The organism is Mycobacterium sp. (assembly GCF_049683355.1).
Taxonomy (GTDB): Bacteria; Actinomycetota; Actinomycetes; order Mycobacteriales; family Mycobacteriaceae; genus Mycobacterium.
Genome location: NZ_JBAUJB010000334.1, coordinates 1 through 3,557 on the forward strand (window position 1 = coordinate 1; position 3,557 = coordinate 3,557).

General features: G+C 70.2%; 3 protein-coding genes and 1 pseudogene. 2 read left to right on the forward strand and 2 right to left on the reverse strand.

Annotation, left to right across the window (positions count from 1 at the left end; all coding sequences use genetic code 11):
• Positions 1 to 183 precede the first annotated feature (183 nt).
• A complete protein-coding gene (locus WA944_RS19310; RefSeq protein WP_526373895.1) occupies positions 184 to 633 on the forward strand; it encodes an Rv1352/Rv1906c domain-containing protein in 450 nt (149 codons plus the stop codon).
• Positions 630 to 1,892 carry a lipase LipE gene (lipE, locus tag WA944_RS19315; protein WP_526373896.1) on the forward strand — a complete coding sequence of 421 codons (1,263 nt, stop codon included), beginning with the start codon at positions 630 to 632 and terminating at the stop codon, positions 1,890 to 1,892. Before WA944_RS19310 ends, lipE begins: the two co-directional genes overlap by 4 nt.
• 3 nt (positions 1,893 to 1,895) lie before the next feature.
• On the opposite strand, the pseudogene WA944_RS19320 reads toward lipE, so the two are convergent.
• Positions 1,896 to 3,012 (reverse strand): annotated as a pseudogene (locus WA944_RS19320) (FAD-dependent oxidoreductase).
• On the reverse strand, positions 3,009 to 3,557 hold a 549-nt coding region (locus WA944_RS19325; protein ID WP_526647240.1), incomplete at its 5' end, for a DUF1295 domain-containing protein. The gene WA944_RS19325 and the pseudogene WA944_RS19320, both read right to left, overlap by 4 nt.

The following is a 3,557-nucleotide window of genomic DNA, read 5'->3' on the forward strand; positions in this document are numbered from 1 at the left end:
GGGGCTTCGCGATCTACCTCGCCAGCAAGGACGGCTACGAAGACTCGATTCTGCCGACCGGGTTCACCGCCGGCGCGCCCGAAGACGCACTCGACACAGCCTGCGGCCTCTACCTCGACGACCCGACCGCCCAAACCTGACCCCCGACGAACCTACGAGCGGCACCACTTAGACTGACTTCCTATGAGGCCGACAAAAACAGCCGCGGTGGCCGCGGTGGTGCTGACAGGGTGGTGGATCGTCGCTGCGCCGGCCCAGGCCCAGCCCGCTCCCCCGCCGCCGCCCACACCCGCTCCTGCTTCGGGTGAGGCGGCGAAGACCACCATCGACGCCGACGGTTCCTACGCGGTGGGCACCGAGATTCTTCCCGGGGTCTACCAGTCGGCGGGCCCGGTCGACGACGGTGCGTGCTACTGGAAGCGCACCGCGGGCGACGAGCTCGTCGACAACGCGTTGACCAAGAAGCCGGCGTTCGTCGAGATCCTGCCGACGGACACGACGTTCTCCACCAGTGACTGCCAGGCCTGGCAGCTCACCAACGCCCCGATGCCGCCGCAGCCCGGGCCCGGCGACCTGCTGGGGCAGCTGACCGGCCTGGTCGGCAGCGGCTTCTTCTCCGGGGGACCCCGCTGACCGGGAGCAGCACCACCGTCTCCGACAACGGAGGCAGGATTGCCGTCCCCGCCCATCTCGAGGCGGTCACCTCGATCGGCGATGAGGACCACTCCGGAGTGGACCCGGCGGCAGTGGAGCGCATCTGGCAGGCAGCCAGGCACTGGTACGCGGCGGGCATGCAGCCGGCGATCCAGTTGTGCCTGCGCAGCGATGGCCGGGTGATCCTCGACCGCGCCATCGGTCACGGCTGGGGCAACGGTCCCGCCGACCCACCGGACGCCGAGAAGGTGGCGGTCTCGACGACGACACCGTTCTGCGTCTACTCCGCCGCCAAGGCGATCACCACAACCGTCACCCACATGCTCGTCGAGCGGGGGCAGTTCTCGCTCGACGACCGGGTGTGCGACCACCTGCCGGGTTACACCAGCCACGGCAAGGACCGCACCACGATCCGCCACGTGCTGACCCACAGCGCGGGCGTACCGTTCGCCACCGGGCCCAGGCCCGACCTGAGGCGGATGGACGACAGCGACTACACGCGCGACATGCTGGGCAAGATGAAGCCGGTGTACCGGCCCGGCTTGGTGCACATCTACCACGGCGTGACGTGGGGACCGCTGATGCGCGAAATCATCTCGGCCGCAACAGGACGCAGCATCCGTGACATCCTGCACGAGGAGATCCTGGCCCCTCTCGGGTTCCGGTGGACGAACTACGGCGTTGCCCCCGTTGACGTTCCGTTGGTCGCGCCCAGTCACGTCACCGGCAAACCGTTGCCCGCGCCCATCGCGAAGGCATTCAAGGCCGCCGTCGGCGGCACCATGACCCAGATCATCCCGTTCTCGAACACACCGGAGTTCCTCACCGGGGTCATCCCGTCGTCGAACACGGTATCCAATGCCAACGAGCTCTCCAGGTTCGCCGAGATCCTCTGTCGTGGAGGTGAACTCGACGGTGTCCGGGTGATGTCCGCACAGACGCTACGGGCCGCGACCGCCGAGTCCCGGCGACTGCGCCCGGACCTCGCCACCGGTATGGCGCCGATGCGCTGGGGCACCGGCTACATGCTCGGCTCCAGGCGCTTCGGGCCGTTCGGCCGCGATGCCCCCGGGGCGTTCGGCCACACCGGGCTGACCGACATCGCGGTGTGGGCCGACCCGTCACGGGCGCTCTCGGTGGCGGTGGTCAGCAGCGGCAAGCCGGGTGGGCACCGCGAGGCCAAGCGCTACCCGCAGCTGCTGGACCGGATCAACGCCGAGATCCCCCGCGTCGGCTAGTTGCTAGTCCCCACGCACGCCGCGGTAGATGCCCCGGTTCACGATCCACGGCAGCAACACCCGCTCGAACGACCAGGCCGGGAATCGGAACGCCCGGCCGTTGGGCGAACACCTCGAGCCCGTCGGGCTGGATGCCGAGCACCGACCCCCAGCGCCGCTTCGGCGGCCGGTAGCTCTTGAGGTTCGTGGCCGCCTTGCCGGCCAGCACGGCCCGCACGTTGCCGGCGAGCAGTCCGTCGGCGCGGTTGCGCGCCGAGCTGCGCAACGGATCGGTGGCGGCGACGTCGCCCACCGCGAACACCTCGGGATGTCCCGGCACCTGGAGTTCGGGTGTGACGGTGACGAACCCGTGCTCGTCGAGGATGTCGGCGGGCAGCCACCCGGTGTTGGGGGTGACCCGCCCGATCGCCCACAGCACCGCGTCGGCGGATGCGGGGGGCTGCCCGGTGCTCCACTGCACCGGATCCGTCGTCAGCTCGTCGCCGGTGAACCCGTCCGCGAGAACCGCGCGGTGGCCGGGATGCAGCCCTACCCCGGCCTCGGAGAGCCTGCGCTGCACCGTGGCCCAGGTGCGGGGGTGATGCCCGGCGAGCGCCCGGTCGCCGGGGTAGTAGAGATCAACACGCTTGGTCGGCCAGGTGGTGGCGATCTGGGCGGCACTGCTCACCGCCGCGGCGCCCCCTCCGACGACGATCACCGAACGTGCGGCGGCCAGGCGCTCGTGCGGGCCGCGCAGGTCGGCGTTGATCTCGTCGGTCGTCTGCAGCGTCGGCCGCCGCCAGAAGCCGTTGGTGACGCCGGTGGCGATGACGAGCACGTCGTAGCCGAACGCGGTGGCGCCGTCGGTTTCGGTGACGCTGACGGTGCGGGAATCGAGATCGACACCGGTCAGGGTGCCGTGCACCGCACGGACCCGGTCCAGGCCGCGGAACCGGCCGAACGGGACCCAGTTGTGCCGGGCCCACTCGTCGGGCCGTGCCAGCCGCCAGCCGAGGTCCTGTCCGCTGACCAGCCCGGGCTTGGCAGAGATCCCGACGACGTCGGCATGCTTGGCCAGCTTGATCGCGGTCAGCACCCCGATATCGCCCAGCCCGGCAATGACGACGCGCCGGCGCGTCAGACGCGGACCTTGCCGGGTGGGCGGGGCACGAACCGTGACACCCGGTCGACGACCGCCTGATAGCCCGGCCGCCGCTGCAGGCTGCGGGTCTCCATCATCGGGATGCTGGCACCCAGGAACATCGCCAGCATCGCCGCCGCGCCGACGAACAGCCACCAGGCGTCGCCGGGCGACGCCGCTACGCCGAACAGCGCCAGCGCAAACCAGAATCCGAACTCGCCGAAGTAGTTCGGGTGTCGCGACCAACTCCACAGGCCGCGGTCCATCACCTCGCCGGGCTTCCGGTCCTTGACGAATCGGTGCATCTGCCCGTCGGCGACGAATTCGAGCGCGACCGCGGCCATGCCCACGACGAACGCGACGACAGTCAGCCATGCCCACCCGGTGCCGGGGGTGGTGACCGCGACGTAGATCGGCAGCATCCCGAGGAACACCTGCACGGTGGGGATCACGTGGATGGCCACCAGGTCGGCGACGAACTCCCATCGGCCCGCCCGCTCCCGGAACATCGGGTAGCGCCAATCCTCGTGGTGCAGACCGGGAAA

What these genes read in the sequence shown, in the direction of transcription:
- WA944_RS19310 (WP_526373895.1), top strand. Translation starts at nt 184, where the DNA reads ATGAGGCCGACAAAAACAGCCGCGGTGGCCGCGGTGGTGCTGACAGGG.